We start from the raw sequence: 13,793 nt of genomic DNA, 5'->3' as shown, positions 1-13,793 counted from the left end.
CTGCTGGCCTGGCCACAGCAATATAATGAGAATTGTTATCATTCTAAAAATGCTTGAGGAGTAAGAGATGGCTATTACTAAGCTGGTCCTGGTGCGTCACGGCGAAAGCCAGTGGAACAACGAAAACCGCTTTACCGGTTGGTACGACGTTGATCTGTCTGAGAAAGGCGTAAGCGAAGCAAAAGCAGCAGGTAAACTGCTGAAGGAAGAAGGCTTCAGCTTTGATTTTGCTTACACCTCTGTGCTGAAACGTGCCATCCACACGCTGTGGAACGTGCTCGACGAACTGGATCAGGCCTGGCTGCCGGTTGAGAAATCCTGGAAACTGAACGAGCGCCACTACGGTGCGCTGCAGGGTCTGAACAAAGCCGAAACCGCTGAGAAATACGGTGACGAGCAGGTTAAACAGTGGCGTCGCGGCTTCGCGGTAACCCCACCAGAGCTGACCAAAGATGACGAGCGCTACCCGGGCCACGACCCGCGTTACGCGAAACTGACTGACGCTGAGCTGCCAACCACCGAAAGCCTGGCGCTGACCATCGACCGCGTTGTGCCTTACTGGAACGAAACCATTCTGCCACGCCTGAAAAGCGGTGAGCGCGTGATCATCGCCGCTCACGGTAACTCCCTGCGTGCGCTGGTGAAATACCTGGACAACATGGGTGAAGACGAAATTCTTGAACTGAACATCCCAACTGGCGTACCGCTGGTGTATGAGTTCGACGAAAACTTCAAACCAATCAAACACTACTATCTGGGTAACGCGGATGAAATCGCAGCGAAAGCCGCGGCTGTCGCGAACCAGGGTAAAGCGAAGTAATTTTCGCCAGACATAAAAAAAGCGCGGAGCCTTCCGCGCTTTTTTATTTCTGCCTCAGGACTTAACCGCGTCGTGCTTTGACCGCGTTCGCCAGCTGACGCAGGAGGGTGTCGGTATCGTCCCAGCCGATGCAGGCATCCGTGACGCTCTTGCCGTACACCAGCGGCTCGCTGCCTTCCAGGTTCTGGTTACCTTCGACCAGATGGCTTTCAATCATCACGCCAATCACCGCCTTCTCACCGCCGGCAATCTGCTGACAGACATCAGCCCCGACGTCCATTTGCTTTTTAAACTGCTTGCTGGAGTTGGCATGGCTGAAATCGATCATCACCTGCGGTGGCAGCCCGGCTTTTTCCAGCCCGACTTTCACGTCGGCCACATGTTTTGCACTGTAGTTTGGCTCTTTGCCGCCACGCAGAATGATATGGCAATCCCCGTTACCGCTGGTGTTCACGATGGCGGAATGACCCCATTTGGTCACGGACAGGAAGCAGTGCGGTGCACCCGCTGCGTTAATGGCGTCGATAGCCACCTTAATGGTGCCGTCGGTGCCGTTTTTAAAACCAACCGGACAAGAGAGACCGGATGCCAGTTCGCGGTGAACCTGAGATTCCGTGGTACGGGCACCAATTGCGCCCCAGCTCATCAAATCAGCCAGGTATTGTGGCGTGATCATGTCCAGGAACTCACCGGCAGCAGGCAGGCCACTGTCGTTGATCTCCAGCAGCAGCTTGCGCGCAATACGCAGACCGTCGTTGATCTGGAAGCTGTTATCCATGTGCGGATCGTTAATGAGCCCTTTCCAGCCAACGGTCGTACGCGGTTTTTCAAAATAGACGCGCATGACGATTTCCAGCTCATCCTTCAGCTCTTCGCGCAGCTGAAGCAGCCTTGCCGCATACTCTTTTGCCGCAGCAGGATCGTGGATAGAGCATGGACCAATCACCACCAGAAGACGATCGTCATTACCTTTCAGGATCTTATGGATCGCTTTGCGAGCATGAGAAACCGTGTTTGCGGCATTTTCAGTGGCGGGGAATTTCTCAAGGAGCGCTACAGGAGGTAATAACTCATTGATCTCTTTAATGCGTAAATCGTCGTTCTGATAATTCATTTTCTTTCCAGCTCTGCCATATCTTTAGTAATGAAAGCAATCCTTTCAATCTATCTTGTCGACCAGGAAGTGTAAACACGGTTTTACACTTCACGCAGATAATTCCTGGAATTCGCCTAAAAATCGCCACAAAATAGCGAAAAATGAGATCTAACCTAAGCTTTTTAACTGTAACAACCAATTTTATACGCCTAAACGCGATTCCCTACTGACGTAAGTCCGTAAGGCGGAATCTTTCGCCTCTAAAAAGATGCACTGTTGGAGAAAGTTATCCAGCGTAACGACAAGAACAGGAGCACCATGATGAAAATGACAAAACTGGCAACCCTCTTCCTGACCGCCACTCTCACCCTGGCAAGCGGCAGCGTCCTGGCTGCTGAAACGGGCACCTCAGACAGCAACGGTGATGCCAATGCGGCAGCAGAAGCAGGCCAGGTCGCCCCTGATGCGAAACAAAATATCGCCCCAAATAATGTCGATAACAGCCAGATCAATACCGGCAACACCAATACCGGCGGCACCATGCTGCATCCGAACGGCAGTGATTCCGGCACCATGAATCACGACAATATGAGTTCAAATGAAGTTCATAAGAACTCAATGTGTAAGGACGGCAAATGTCCCGACCCTAACGACAAAGTGGGTAACGATGCCAATACCAAAACCGATGGCACAACCCAGTAAGTCGTCAGTGCTTTAAATGCGAAAGGAGAGCCCAGGCTCTCCTTTCTTTTTGGAGTAACCTGTTAAAAACGCTACACTAAAAAATAACGAAACAGGAAAGCAGACATGGCGCACACCCACTCACACGCATCTTCTCCCGGAAATGACAACGTAAAACGACTCATGCTGGCCTTCGGCGTTACGGCCACGTTTATGGTTATCGAGGTCATTGGCGGTCTGGTCTCCGGCTCGCTGGCGCTGCTGGCTGATGCCGGGCACATGCTGACCGATGCCGCAGCGCTACTCTTCGCTCTGCTGGCAGTGCAATTTGCTCGTCGTCCTCCGAACGCACGCCATACCTTCGGCTGGTTGAGGCTGACTACGCTTGCCGCGTTTGTTAACGCCATCGCGCTGGTGGTCATTACTATTCTTATCGTCTGGGAAGCCATCCAACGCTTCAGGCACCCGCAGCCAATAGCCGGAACGACAATGATGGTGATTGCCGTCGCGGGGCTGCTGGCAAATATTCTGGCATTCTGGATTTTGCATCGCGGCAGCGGGGAAAAGAACCTCAACGTGCGCGCTGCTGCCCTGCATGTGCTGGGGGATTTGCTCGGCTCAGTCGGGGCGATAGTCGCCGCGCTGGTGATCCTCTATACCGGCTGGACGCCAGTCGACCCGATTCTCTCCGTGCTGGTATCGTGTCTGGTTTTACGTAGCGCCTGGAGTCTGCTGAAGGAGAGCGTCAATGAACTGCTTGAAGGGGCACCCGCATCAATGGACATTGACGAGCTGAAGCGTAACCTGCGCCGTTCTGTCCCGGAAGTGCGCAATGTTCATCATGTGCATGTCTGGCAGGTAGGTGAAAAACCGGTGATGACGCTACACGTTCAGGTGATCCCACCTCACGATCACGATGCATTACTGGAACGCATTCATCACTTCCTGGAACATCATTACGAGATTGGCCACGCCACCGTCCAGATGGAGTATCAGGCCTGTAACGGGCCGGACTGCCACCTTAACGAGGAGCAGCCCGACCATTCACATCATCATCACCATTAGCGGGAAAGCGCGTGAGAGCCTCGCTCACGCGCGCTCTTAATCCACATACGGCTGCCATTCAGGGCAATGAAGGTCAGCAGCAGATATTCCAGCGACATCGCATAGACGCCCTGCAGCGCGAAAATGACCACGCTGATAACGTTGATGATGACCCACAGCAGCCAGTTCTCAACGTATTTACGGGTCATCAGGATCATCGCCGCAATTGACAGCACCATCATGCAGGAATCCCAGAACGGGAAAGCATCCGGCTGAAGTTCTGGCATCGTTACGCTCAGGCCGATACCGGACATAGCCGAAACGGCCACGCGGGTCAGGAAGGCAAACACCGGGTTGATATAAACGGTCATGAAACCAATAGCAACCACGCAAGCGACAAACCAGGCAATGGCTTTTGGCAGGGGTAGCCAGCGGATCTGTAGCTCAGCCTCCTGCTGGCTGTTCTGCCGCGACCATGCGTACCAGCCGTAAATATTGGCGGCGAAGAAGAACAACTGCAAAAGCAGGCTGGCGTACAGCTGGATCTGGAAGAAGATAATCGCAAACAGCGTAACGTTAATCAGCCCGAACGCGTAATTGCTGATTTTCTCCAGGCTTGCCAGCCAGATGCAGAGTAAACCCGCCAGCGTGCCGACGGCCTCAATCCATGACAGGTCATAGCCACCTGCACCAATCGGTATATGAACCAGAATGTTCTGCGTGCTAAAAAAATCCATCTTTTCCCCGGAACGTTTTGAATTAAGTACGTAGTGTAGCCGCAAAATCCAGCATGCGGTTAAGCGGAATTAACGCACCTTCGCGCAGCGCAGCATCGACATGAATTTCATGCGCGGCGCCGCCCGTCTCCAGCCCTTCGGCAATCGCTTTCAGACCGTTCATCGCCATCCACGGACAATGCGCGCAGCTGCGACACGTCGCGCCCTCGCCTGCCGTTGGGGCTTCAAGGAGCTCTTTCTCCGGCACGGCCTGCTGCATCTTATAAAAGATACCGCGATCGGTCGCCACGATGAGCTGCTTGTGCGGCAGCGTTCTTGCCGCGTTGATAAGCTGGCTGGTTGAACCCACGGCATCCGCCATGTCGACAATGGACTGGGGGGATTCAGGGTGAACAAGAATGGCGGCGTCAGGATAAAGCGCCTTCATGCGTGCCAGCGCCTGGGTTTTGAATTCGTCGTGCACAATACAGGCCCCCTGCCAGCAGAGGGCGTCAGCGCCTGTCTGCTTCTGAACATAATTGCCGAGATGTCGGTCAGGTCCCCAGATAATTTTCTCACCCAGGCTGTCCAGATGCTCAATCAGCTCAACGGCGATGCTGGAGGTGACGACCCAGTGTGCCCGCGCTTTTACCGCCGCGGAGGTGTTGGCATAAACCACCACGGTACGGTCAGGATGGGCGTCGCAGAAGGCGGTGAACGCGTCAATCGGGCAGCCAAGATCGAGCGAACACTCGGCATTCAGCGTCGGCATCAAAATGGTTTTTTCCGGGCTGAGAATTTTCGCCGTTTCGCCCATAAAACGCACGCCAGCAACAAGCAGCGTGGAAGCAGGATGTTTTGCGCCAAAGCGCGCCATCTCCAGAGAGTCAGAGATGCAGCCCCCGGTCTCTTCCGCCAGTTGCTGGATTTCCGGATCGGTGTAGTAATGCGCCACCATCACCGCGTCTCGCTCTTTCAGAAGACGTTTGATCTTCTCGCGGTAGAACTGTTTTTCGTCCTGGCTTAGCGGAACAGGTTTTGGCGGAAACGGATAGATGGCGGCTTCGGGATCAAACATCACACTCATTATGGCTTCTCGTTTTACGGGCTTAACAATATTGCCTTTCTTTTGCCTGACATAGCAAAACGCATGGCAATTGTGTTTTGTATACTAAACAAGATAGCGAATCTGGAGTGAAAAGTCACCGGGAATAGAGGTGTGGAGCATTTATAGAATTGCAGATAGCAAAAAGGCGCCTTTAGGGCGCCTTTCTACATTGGTGGGTCGTGCAGGATTCGAACCTGCGACCAATTGATTAAAAGTCAACTGCTCTACCAACTGAGCTAACGACCCCTTGCGGGATTTTTTCTTCGAAGTGGTGGGTCGTGCAGGATTCGAACCTGCGACCAATTGATTAAAAGTCAACTGCTCTACCAACTGAGCTAACGACCCCTTGCGGGATTTTTTCTTCGAAGTGGTGGGTCGTGCAGGATTCGAACCTGCGACCAATTGATTAAAAGTCAACTGCTCTACCAACTGAGCTAACGACCCATTCGGGTGCTGACTTCGAAGATTTTTACTCGGTACCACGTTTAAGTGGTGGGTCGTGCAGGATGACTCGGCTTCGCCTCGCCCTTCAGGCCGTTGCTAAAGCAACGTTATCCTTCACGTTTAATATCTGAGTAAGACATTAAAATTGGTGGGTCGTGCAGGATTCGAACCTGCGACCAATTGATTAAAAGTCAACTGCTCTACCAACTGAGCTAACGACCCGAGTGGTGGGTGATGACGGGCTCGAACCGCCGACCCCCTCCGTGTAAAGGAGATGCTCTACCAACTGAGCTAATCACCCACTCTGTACTACCGGAACTGCTTAAGTGGTGGGTCGTGCAGGATTCGAACCTGCGACCAATTGATTAAAAGTCAACTGCTCTACCAACTGAGCTAACGACCCACTTTTACGCTGTTTTCACGTTGTTTGATATCCCGTGGCAACGGCGGCATATATTACTGATTTAAGAATTCTGCGCAACAAAAATTTCGATGAAGATCACTTAACTGCTTACGAATCATGCTGCACGACCAGAAATAACGCGATTTCTGGTCATGCGATAATCATCCCATCGAATTCAGACGTTTTTGCGCCTGTTTGGCACCTTCGGTACCAGGGAATTTGGCGACCACCTGCTGATAAACCGCTTTGGCTTTCGCAGTGTCACCTTTGTCCTGCATGATCACGCCAACCTTATACATCGCATCTGGCGCTTTCGGCGATTTTGGGTAATTTTTCACCACGGAGGCAAAATAAAACGCCGCATCATCCTTTTTACCCTTGTTGTAATTCAACTGACCAAGCCAGTAATTGGCATTTGGCTGGTAGGTTGAATCAGGGTATTTCTTAACAAAGTTCTGAAACGCAGCAATCGCGTCGTCCTGACGAGATTGATCCTGCACGAGGGCAATGGCCGCATTGTAATCCGTATTCGCGTCACCGCTCTGTACAGGCGCGCCTGTGGAAGCGGAAGCATCCGCAGACGGCGCGGGCGCGGATGTCGCCGCTCCGCTCTGATCGCCTGCTGCGGGTTGTGCTGCTGCACCACCACCGCTGCTCAGGCTATCTATCTGCAACAAGATTTGCTTCTGACGTTCCACAACCTGGTTAAGCTGATACTGACTTTCCTGAATCTGACCGCGGAGTGAGTCAATATCGTTTTGGTTATCGGAAAGTTGTTGCTGGAGTTGGGTTAAAAGCTGACTGTGAGCGTTAGAAATACGCTCGAGTTGAGTGACCCGGTCTTCTACCGAGCCTGAGCCGACACTACTGATTGGTGCCTGAGCAAAAGCGGCCCAGGGGGCCGCTATTCCAACCAGTAACGACAGACTCAACAGATGATGTCTGAAGTTACTGCTCATGCCATTCTCTTAGTAAACCAGTACGGCACGACGGTTTTTGGAGTAAGCCGCTTCGTCGTGACCCAGTACTGCAGGTTTTTCTTTACCGTAAGAAACGATGGAGATCTGATCAGCAGAAACGCCTTTACCCTGCAGGTACATTTTAACAGCGTTAGCACGACGTTCACCCAGGGAGATGTTGTACTCTGGGGTACCACGTTCGTCCGCGTGACCTTCTACGGTGACTTTGTAAGATGGGTTGCTACGCAGGAAGTTAGCGTGAGCATCCAGCATCGCAGCGAAGTCAGAACGGATGTCGTATTTATCCAGATCGAAGTAAACGATGTTGTTCTGCTGCAGCTGCTGCATCTGAAGACGCGCCTGCTCTTCAGAAGACATGTTGCCATTGCCGTTCGCGTCCATACCGGTACCGGCACCCATCATGCCTTCGCCGCTCTGGTCATTGCTTGCGTTCTTGTTAGAAGAACACGCTGCGATTGCCATTACAGGCAGAGCGATCATCAGCCCCTTCAGCACTTTGTTCAGTTGCATTTCTATGATTCCTTTAGTAATCAATTAATTATTATTTACAGATACGGCGACCAGGCAGGTGATTTTACCTGTCCATCAGTGGCCGGAATACGCGCTTTGAAACGCCCATCTGTAGAAACCAGATTCAGCACAGATCCCATCCCCTGAGAAGAGCTGTAGATTACCATAGTGCCGTTAGGTGCCAGACTTGGCGTTTCATCCAGGAACGTTGACGACAGAACTTGAACGCCACCCGCTACCAGATCTTGTTTGGCAATGTGCTGCTGCCCACCGTTGGAGCTGACCATTACCATGAATTTACCGTCGCTGCTCACGTCTGCGTTCTGGTTCTGCGAACCTTCCCAGGTAATACGCTGCGGAGCACCGCCGTTGATGTTTACTTTATAGATTTGTGGACGGCCAGCCTGGTCAGAGGTAAACGCCAGGGTTTGACTGTCCGGGAACCATGAAGGTTCGGTGTTGTTGCTGCGACCATCGGTCACCTGGCGGATCTGGCCAGAGCCAATATCCATCACATACAGGTTCAGGCTACCGGTTTTAGACAGCGCAAAGGCCAGTTTAGAGCCGTCCGGAGAGAAGGAAGGCGCACCGTTGTGACGTGGGAACGACGCTACCTGACGCACAGCACCGTTAGCCAGCGTCTGGATAACCAGCGCAGAACGACCGCTCTCGAAAGTCACGTATGCCAGTTTAGAACCGTCCGGAGACCAGGCTGGAGACATCAGCGGCTGGGAAGAACGTTTCACCAGGAACTGGTTGTAGCCGTCGTAGTCAGAGACGCGCAACTCATACGGGAACTGACCGCCGTTGGTCTGCACCACATAAGCAATACGGGTACGGAACGCACCTTTAATGCCGGTCAGTTTTTCGAATACCGCATCGCTGGCCGCGTGAGCCGCGTAGCGCAGGTACTGTTTAGTGACCTTGTAGGAGTTCTGTGCCAGAACGGTACCCGGTGCACCGCCGGTATCTACCAGCTGCCAGGCCACGTTGTAAGAGCCGTCCGGGTTAGGGGTAACCTGACCCACAACGACCGCATCAATACCCAGCGCAGACCATGCAGCAGCCTGTACTTCCTGTGCACTGCCCGGCTGCTGAGGCAGACGAGAACGATCTAACGGGTTGAATTTACCGCTGTTACGCAGGTCAGCCGCCACGATGCCACCGGCATCTTCAGGTGCAGCGCCAGGACCGGCCCACTGGAACGGAACAACACCGATTGGGCGTGCCGAGTCCACCCCCTGGGTGATCTCGATACGTACTTCTGCGTGCAGCACAGCTGCCCACAGCATTAAAAAACTAAATGCTACACGTAATGCCTGCTTCATCATATCTCCCTTATCCGGGTAACCTTACCCACGATAATTTAGCAGAATGTTAACAAACTCAAATAGACAAAACTACACGATCCTGGCTATGACAATAGTCGGTTTTCTATACTTCCCAAAGGAAAGACGATCACAGCTTAAAGTCTAGTTTGGCATCTTTTATCTTATCGTAAACAGCCTCACTCGGCGGTTTAGGAATGTTCGCCGATCTTGCTGCGGCTAACGCTGCCTGGCAAAGCGCAGGATCGCCCCCTTCAGAAGTGACGCTTTTCAACCGTCCATCTGGGGCAAGATTGATATGCAGCACGCACTGTTTGCCCTGATACAGGCCCGCATCAAACAGACGGCTTTGGATCGCCACCTGAATCTGCTTCGCATAAGCGCTGATATCTGCACCCGTTGCCCCGCCGTTGGCGCCGGAGGTCCCGCTGTCTTTAGACGGCTGACCGTTCCCTTTCGCCCCGCCACCCGCTTTTGGTGCGTTCTTACCTGAACTCAGGTCGCCCAGCAAATCGTCGACGCCGGCAGCCGCAGCCGCTTTATCTGCAGCGGCCTTTTTGGCAGCGGCTTTTTCAGCCGCAGCTTTCTTATCGGCAGCCGCTTTTTTATCTGCTGCAGCTTTCTCGGCAGCCGCTTTTTTATCAGCAGCAGCTTTTTCAGCCGCAGCCGCTTTTTCAGCCGCGGCCTTCTCGGCAGCTGCCGCTTTCTTCGCAGCGTCAGCCGCTGCTTTCTTCTCTGCTTCCTGAGCGGCTTTCTTCGCCGCTTCGGCTTCAGCTTTCTTCTGAGCGTCAGCAGCCGCTTTCTTCGCCGCTTCGGCTTCGGCTTTCTTCTGAGCATCAGCAGCGGCTTTCTTCGCGGCTTCGGCTTCAGCTTTTTTCTGGGCATCGGCAGCCGCTTTCTTCGCTGCTTCAGCCGCTAATTTTGCCTGGGCATCAGCCTTCGCTTTGGCATCCGCTGCGGCTTTAGCGGCCGCTTCTTCCGCCTGCTTTTGCTGCTCCTGCGCTTTTTTCGCAGCCTCTTCAGCTTGCTTCTGCTGTTCCGCCTGCTCTTTCGCCGCTTCCTGCGCCTGCAAACGTTCTTTCTCAAGCTGCTTCAGACGTTCCTGCTCCGCGGCCTGCTTTTCACGCAGCTCTTCCGCTTGCTGTTGCGCCTGTTTTTCACGCTGTTCTTCAGCCCGTTTTGCACTCGCCTTCTGCTGCTGTTGGCGATTATAGTTTTGCACTACCGCACCGGGATCCACCATAACGGCATCGATGGAAGACCCTCCACCGCCGCCTGATGCATCAATATGCTCATCGAACGAACTCCAGATCAGCGCTGCAAAAAGAATCACGTGCAGCACTGCGGAGACGATTATCGCTCGCTTAAGCTTGTCGTTCTGTTCGGTTGCCTTTGACACTATCGGTTCCCAAAAACTACGCGGATGATCAAATAGGTTGAGTCATTAAGCCAACTGACTTAACACCCGCACTATGTAGCAAGTTCAGCGCTTTAATAATTTCATCGTAGGGTACGTCTTTCGCGCCACCGATTAAGAAGACCGTTTTCGGATTTGACTCCAGGCGACGCTGCGCCTCAGCTATCACCTGCTCCGGTGGAAGCTGATCCATACGATCTTTTTCTACCACCACGCTGTACTGCCCTACGCCGGAAACTTCAATGATGACCGGAGGATCGTCATTGGTGCTCACCGCCTGTGATTCTGTCGCATCCGGCAGATCCACCTCCACGCTCTGGGTAATGATTGGCGCTGTTGCCATGAAGATCAGCAGCAGTACCAACAGGACATCCAGCAGTGGAACGATATTGATTTCGGACTTGAGCTCGCGACGACCTCGTCCACGCGATCTGGCCATGGTTTACCCCTTGTTGCTCTCGGTGCTGGTAAACGCCTGACGGTGCAGAATCGCAGTGAACTCTTCCATAAAGTTGTCGTAGTTCAGTTCCAGTTTGTTCACGCGCTGGTTCAGGCGGTTGTAAGCCATTACCGCCGGGATTGCCGCAAACAGACCGATAGCGGTCGCAATCAGTGCTTCAGCGATACCCGGTGCAACCATCTGCAACGTCGCCTGCTTCACCGCACCCAGCGCGATAAAGGCGTGCATGATCCCCCATACTGTACCAAACAGGCCGATATACGGGCTGATGGAGCCGACAGTACCGAGGAAAGGAATGTGCGTTTCAAGATTTTCCAGCTCACGGTTCATGGAGATACGCATCGCACGAGAAGCGCCTTCCACAACCGCTTCCGGCGCATGGTTATTTGCGCGATGCAGGCGAGCAAACTCTTTGAAGCCGCTATAGAAAATTTGTTCGGAGCCGGTCAGGTTTTCACGGCGCCCCTGGCTCTCCTGATACAGGCGAGAAAGCTCAATACCCGACCAGAACTTATCTTCAAACGCTTCCGCTTCACGGCCAGCAGCATTGAGGATACGCGTTCTCTGGATGATGATGGCCCAGGATGCGATTGAAAAACCAATCAAAATCAACATGATAAGTTTAACCAGAAGGCTTGCCTTCAGGAACAAATCAAGGATATTCATGTCAGTCACTGCTTAAACTCCGCGACAATAGACTCAGGAAGCGCACGAGGCTTCATTATGGTTGGATCAACACAAACAATCAGTACTTCAGCTGAGTTCAGTACGGTGTTCTCTGCGTTGACTATCCGCTGCGTGAAAACCAGTGAGGTCCCGCGCATTGATGTAATTTCAGTTTGGACTTCGAGCATGTCGTCGAGTCTGGCAGGCGCAAAATACTCAAGCGTCATCTTGCGTACCACGAAGGCAACTCGCTCAGCCAACAGCACCTGTTGACTAAAGTGATGATGGCGCAGCATCTCTGTGCGTGCCCGTTCATAAAAAGCAACGTAGCTGGCGTGGTAAACCACACCACCGGCATCGGTATCTTCGTAATAGACACGAACCGGCCATCGAAACAGCGTTGTATTCACTTTACATCCCAGTAATACAAGAAAAGTTGGAGCTTTCAAACTTCGCTACTATACGCGCGGGAAAGATGGTTTGGAATGGGAGAAAGTAAACGGAGAGTAAATTTTTATGGGCTCGGGTAAGCCCATATCGTTATAGGACATTTCTTATTCAGAAGAAGAAGAAAATCAAACCGGCGAAGAGAACCAGATCGGCAATCAGCGGGCAGAAAATGCCCTGCCAGTGTACCGCTTTCGGACGAAAGCCCACGCCGTGGATCACCCCAGCACACACTGCCCACATAATGAGGAAGCCATGCCAGATTTCCAGTTCGCTGGTTTTTGCCGCGAAACGCGACGGGTCCCAGAAGATGCAGCCTGCCAGCAGTAATGCCATCACTAAAGAAAGCGCCCGTAACGGGCGCTTATCCATTACCGCGTAAAGCGTCGCGATAATATTCATCAGTGTTTTTCTTCACCCGCTTTCGTCGCTTCAACATGCTCAAGCGCCAGGGCGGTGATGACACCAAAAGCACAGGCAAGAAGCGTCCCTAAAATCCATGCGAAATACCACATATTCAGCTCCTTACTTAGTACATAGAGTGGGTGTTGCTTTCGATATGTTCTTTGGTGATACGACCGAACATTTTCCAGTAACACCAGATGGTGTAAGCCAGAACAATCGGAACGAACACGCAAGCAACGTAAGTCATTAAGTTCAGCGTCATATGGCTGGAGGTTGCATCCCACATGGTCAGGCTAGCATTCAGCATGGTGCTGGATGGCATGACGAATGGGAACATGGCAATACCCGCCGTCAGGATGATGCACGCCAGGGTCAGCGAGGAGAACAGGAACGCCAGCGCGCCTTTCTCCAGACGAGACGTCAGCATGGTCAGCAGCGGCAGCAGTACACCCAGAGCCGGGATCGCCCACAGTGCAGGCATGTTATTGAAGTTCACCAGCCATGCGCCAGCCTGACGCGTCACTTCTTTGGTCAGCGGGTTAGACGGTGCCGTATGGTTGATCGCAGACGTCACGACATAACCATCAATACCATACACCACCCATACGCCTGCCAGTGCGAAGCAGACCAGCGTCACCAGTGCAGCAACCTGAGCCGTCGCACGGGAACGCAGGTGCAGTTCACCCACAGTACGCATCTGCAGGTATGTTGCGCCCTGCGTGATGATCATCGCTACGCTCACCACACCCGCCAGCAGACCAAACGGATTCAGCAACTGGAAGAAGTTACCGGTGTAGTAAAGACGCATGTATTCGTCCAGGTGGAACGGTACACCCTGCAACAGGTTACCGAACGCCACGCCGATCACCAGCGGTGGAACGAAGCTACCAATGAAGATGCCCCAGTCCCACATGTTGCGCCAGCGGGTGTCTTCAATCTTGGAACGGTAGTCGAAACCGACCGGACGGAAGAATAAAGAGGCCAGCACCAGAATCATCGCCACATAGAAGCCGGAGAACGCAGCCGCGTAGACCATCGGCCAGGCAGCAAACAGCGCGCCGCCTGCGGTGATCAGCCACACCTGGTTACCGTCCCAGTGCGGGGCGATGGAGTTGATCATGATTCGACGCTCGGTGTCATTACGACCGAGGAAACGAGTGAGCATCCCCACCCCCATGTCGAAACCATCGGTGACAGCGAAACCGATCAGCAGAACGCCAATCAGCAGCCACCAGATAAAACGCAATACTTCATAATCGATCATTTGA

16 protein-coding genes and 6 tRNA genes are annotated in these 13,793 nt (G+C 53.0%); 3 read left to right on the top strand and 19 right to left on the bottom strand.

Annotated elements, in window-relative coordinates; genetic code table 11:
* The first annotated feature begins 67 nt into the window (after positions 1–67).
* On the top strand, positions 68–820 hold the full coding sequence (gene gpmA / locus ACOTXR_RS00820; RefSeq protein ID WP_008501111.1) for a 2,3-diphosphoglycerate-dependent phosphoglycerate mutase: 753 nt from the start codon (positions 68–70) through the stop codon (positions 818–820).
* Between the two features lie 61 nt (positions 821–881).
* Here the strand turns inward: gpmA and aroG are convergent, their stop codons facing one another.
* Positions 882–1,934: a 3-deoxy-7-phosphoheptulonate synthase AroG gene (gene aroG / locus ACOTXR_RS00815; RefSeq protein WP_014883052.1), complete on the bottom strand. Its 1,053-nt coding sequence runs from the start codon at positions 1,932–1,934 to the stop codon at positions 882–884.
* A 303-nt stretch (positions 1,935–2,237) separates the two neighbouring features.
* Here aroG and ACOTXR_RS00810 point away from each other — a divergent pair, with 303 nt between their 5' ends.
* Both ACOTXR_RS00810 and zitB read left to right on the top strand, forming a co-directional pair.
* A complete protein-coding gene (locus ACOTXR_RS00810; RefSeq protein WP_058689823.1) occupies positions 2,238–2,618 on the top strand; it encodes a protein YbgS in 381 nt (126 codons plus the stop codon).
* A gap of 105 nt (positions 2,619–2,723) precedes the next feature.
* The gene (zitB, locus tag ACOTXR_RS00805; protein ID WP_058689822.1) at positions 2,724–3,662 is read left to right on the top strand and encodes a CDF family zinc transporter ZitB; all 939 of its coding nucleotides are present in this window, start codon (positions 2,724–2,726) and stop codon (positions 3,660–3,662) included.
* On the opposite strand, the gene pnuC is transcribed toward zitB, so the two are convergent.
* The 18 genes from pnuC to cydB all read right to left on the bottom strand — a co-directional run bounded on the left by pnuC (position 3,659) and on the right by cydB (position 13,789).
* Entirely contained in the window at positions 3,659–4,378 is a 720-nt protein-coding gene (gene pnuC, locus ACOTXR_RS00800; RefSeq protein ID WP_014883049.1) for a nicotinamide riboside transporter PnuC, read from the bottom strand. The genes zitB and pnuC overlap by 4 nt on opposite strands.
* 22 nt (positions 4,379–4,400) lie before the next feature.
* The gene (nadA, locus tag ACOTXR_RS00795) at positions 4,401–5,444 is read right to left on the bottom strand and encodes a quinolinate synthase NadA (RefSeq protein WP_200923845.1); all 1,044 of its coding nucleotides are present in this window, start codon (positions 5,442–5,444) and stop codon (positions 4,401–4,403) included.
* Between the two features lie 191 nt (positions 5,445–5,635).
* Positions 5,636–5,711: transfer RNA gene (locus ACOTXR_RS00790), tRNA-Lys, on the bottom strand.
* A gap of 23 nt (positions 5,712–5,734) precedes the next feature.
* Positions 5,735–5,810, bottom strand: a tRNA-Lys gene (locus tag ACOTXR_RS00785).
* Positions 5,811–5,833: 23 nt separating this feature from the next.
* Positions 5,834–5,909 (bottom strand) — tRNA-Lys (locus ACOTXR_RS00780).
* A gap of 146 nt (positions 5,910–6,055) precedes the next feature.
* A tRNA-Lys gene (locus tag ACOTXR_RS00775) sits at positions 6,056–6,131 on the bottom strand.
* 3 nt (positions 6,132–6,134) lie between these two features.
* A tRNA-Val gene (locus tag ACOTXR_RS00770) sits at positions 6,135–6,210 on the bottom strand.
* A gap of 26 nt (positions 6,211–6,236) precedes the next feature.
* Positions 6,237–6,312: transfer RNA gene (locus ACOTXR_RS00765), tRNA-Lys, on the bottom strand.
* A 161-nt stretch (positions 6,313–6,473) separates the two neighbouring features.
* Complete coding sequence (gene cpoB, locus ACOTXR_RS00760) at positions 6,474–7,271, bottom strand: cell division protein CpoB (protein ID WP_023332428.1); 798 nt, start codon at positions 7,269–7,271, stop codon at positions 6,474–6,476.
* Between the two features lie 9 nt (positions 7,272–7,280).
* On the bottom strand, positions 7,281–7,802 hold the full coding sequence (gene pal, locus ACOTXR_RS00755; protein WP_003858578.1) for a peptidoglycan-associated lipoprotein Pal: 522 nt from the start codon (positions 7,800–7,802) through the stop codon (positions 7,281–7,283).
* Between the two features lie 35 nt (positions 7,803–7,837).
* On the bottom strand, positions 7,838–9,130 hold the full coding sequence (tolB, locus tag ACOTXR_RS00750; protein ID WP_058689820.1) for a Tol-Pal system beta propeller repeat protein TolB: 1,293 nt from the start codon (positions 9,128–9,130) through the stop codon (positions 7,838–7,840).
* A gap of 130 nt (positions 9,131–9,260) precedes the next feature.
* The gene (gene tolA, locus ACOTXR_RS00745; RefSeq protein WP_014883046.1) at positions 9,261–10,529 is read right to left on the bottom strand and encodes a cell envelope integrity protein TolA; all 1,269 of its coding nucleotides are present in this window, start codon (positions 10,527–10,529) and stop codon (positions 9,261–9,263) included.
* A gap of 28 nt (positions 10,530–10,557) precedes the next feature.
* Positions 10,558–10,986, bottom strand: a complete 429-nt coding sequence (gene tolR, locus ACOTXR_RS00740; RefSeq protein WP_003858589.1) for a colicin uptake protein TolR — start codon at positions 10,984–10,986, stop codon at positions 10,558–10,560.
* Between the two features lie 3 nt (positions 10,987–10,989).
* Positions 10,990–11,682, bottom strand: coding sequence for a Tol-Pal system protein TolQ (gene tolQ, locus ACOTXR_RS00735; protein WP_008501101.1), 693 nt, complete (start codon positions 11,680–11,682; stop codon positions 10,990–10,992).
* A complete protein-coding gene (gene ybgC, locus ACOTXR_RS00730) occupies positions 11,679–12,083 on the bottom strand; it encodes a tol-pal system-associated acyl-CoA thioesterase (RefSeq protein WP_222834804.1) in 405 nt (134 codons plus the stop codon). The genes tolQ and ybgC overlap by 4 nt, the downstream gene beginning before the upstream one ends.
* A 148-nt stretch (positions 12,084–12,231) precedes the next feature.
* Complete coding sequence (gene ybgE, locus ACOTXR_RS00725; RefSeq protein WP_058689819.1) at positions 12,232–12,522, bottom strand: cyd operon protein YbgE; 291 nt, start codon at positions 12,520–12,522, stop codon at positions 12,232–12,234.
* Complete coding sequence (gene cydX / locus ACOTXR_RS00720) at positions 12,522–12,635, bottom strand: cytochrome bd-I oxidase subunit CydX (RefSeq protein ID WP_003858598.1); 114 nt, start codon at positions 12,633–12,635, stop codon at positions 12,522–12,524. Before cydX ends, ybgE begins: the two co-directional genes overlap by 1 nt.
* A 14-nt stretch (positions 12,636–12,649) precedes the next feature.
* Positions 12,650–13,789 (bottom strand): cytochrome d ubiquinol oxidase subunit II, encoded by a 1,140-nt coding sequence (cydB, locus tag ACOTXR_RS00715; RefSeq protein ID WP_023332425.1) that lies wholly within the window; start codon positions 13,787–13,789, stop codon positions 12,650–12,652.
* Positions 13,790–13,793 lie beyond the last annotated feature (4 nt).

Source organism: Enterobacter cloacae complex sp. IR53030, from assembly GCF_049238365.1.
GTDB lineage: Bacteria > Pseudomonadota > Gammaproteobacteria > Enterobacterales > Enterobacteriaceae > Enterobacter > Enterobacter kobei.
The sequence above is the reverse complement of the archived record's forward strand: the minus strand, read 5'-3'. Positions and strand labels throughout refer to the sequence as shown.

Excerpts from the sequence above, each read along its gene's own strand:
- gpmA (WP_008501111.1), top strand. The coding sequence starts at position 68 with ATGGCTATTACTAAGCTGGTCCTGGTGCGTCACGGCGAAAGCCAGTGG.
- aroG (WP_014883052.1), bottom strand. The coding sequence starts at position 1,934 with ATGAATTATCAGAACGACGATTTACGCATTAAAGAGATCAATGAGTTA.
- ACOTXR_RS00810 (WP_058689823.1), top strand. The coding sequence starts at position 2,238 with ATGAAAATGACAAAACTGGCAACCCTCTTCCTGACCGCCACTCTCACC.
- zitB (WP_058689822.1), top strand. The coding sequence starts at position 2,724 with ATGGCGCACACCCACTCACACGCATCTTCTCCCGGAAATGACAACGTA.
- pnuC (WP_014883049.1), bottom strand. The coding sequence starts at position 4,378 with ATGGATTTTTTTAGCACGCAGAACATTCTGGTTCATATACCGATTGGT.
- nadA (WP_200923845.1), bottom strand. The coding sequence starts at position 5,444 with ATGAGTGTGATGTTTGATCCCGAAGCCGCCATCTATCCGTTTCCGCCA.
- cpoB (WP_023332428.1), bottom strand. The coding sequence starts at position 7,271 with ATGAGCAGTAACTTCAGACATCATCTGTTGAGTCTGTCGTTACTGGTT.
- pal (WP_003858578.1), bottom strand. The coding sequence starts at position 7,802 with ATGCAACTGAACAAAGTGCTGAAGGGGCTGATGATCGCTCTGCCTGTA.
- tolB (WP_058689820.1), bottom strand. The coding sequence starts at position 9,130 with ATGAAGCAGGCATTACGTGTAGCATTTAGTTTTTTAATGCTGTGGGCA.
- tolR (WP_003858589.1), bottom strand. The coding sequence starts at position 10,986 with ATGGCCAGATCGCGTGGACGAGGTCGTCGCGAGCTCAAGTCCGAAATC.
- ybgE (WP_058689819.1), bottom strand. The coding sequence starts at position 12,522 with ATGAATATTATCGCGACGCTTTACGCGGTAATGGATAAGCGCCCGTTA.
- cydX (WP_003858598.1), bottom strand. The coding sequence starts at position 12,635 with ATGTGGTATTTCGCATGGATTTTAGGGACGCTTCTTGCCTGTGCTTTT.
- cydB (WP_023332425.1), bottom strand. The coding sequence starts at position 13,789 with ATGATCGATTATGAAGTATTGCGTTTTATCTGGTGGCTGCTGATTGGC.